Below are 475 nucleotides of genomic sequence, written 5' to 3'. Positions count from 1 at the left end.
CCCGTAGCGTGGGCTTTGCCCACGAAAAACCACCGCCCAATCCATCTTTAAAAAAACCAAATAAAAAACGTCGTCTGAAAACCCAAGTCCGGCTTTTCAGACGACCCCTTTTGCCATCATCCGTAACACAATCTTTCCCCCGCGCAAACCGCTTCATTATAGTGGATTAACTTTAAATCAGGACAAGGCGACGAAGCCGCAGACAGTACAGATAGTACGGAACCGATTCACTTGGTGCTTCAGCACCTTAGAGAATCGTTCTCTTTGAGCTAAGGCGAGGGAACGCCATCCTGGTTTAAAGTTAATCCACTATATCACCCGACAGCGTTAACCCGACCGAAGTCGTCTGAAAAAAAGACCGAAACCGAGTACAATCCGCCACATGAAAAAACGCTCCAATCCCCTCCCGCTTTTAAACGGCGTCAAACCCAGCTATTTGGTGCTGCCGCACGAAAAATTGTTTTACGGCCTGCCC

At 48.4% G+C, this 475-nt stretch carries 2 pseudogenes; both read left to right on the top strand.

The features are described 5' to 3' along the window. Positions 1–157 precede the first annotated feature (157 nt). Positions 158–220: pseudogene (locus ACTHUR_RS19805) on the top strand (transposase); the annotation flags it as partial. A 162-nt stretch (positions 221–382) separates the two neighbouring features. Further along, positions 383–475, top strand: a pseudogene (locus ACTHUR_RS19800) (pseudouridine synthase); the annotation flags it as partial.

Source organism: Neisseria sp. P0021.S007 (genome assembly GCF_051956855.1).
This window is presented reverse-complemented; position numbering and strand designations above follow the sequence as displayed.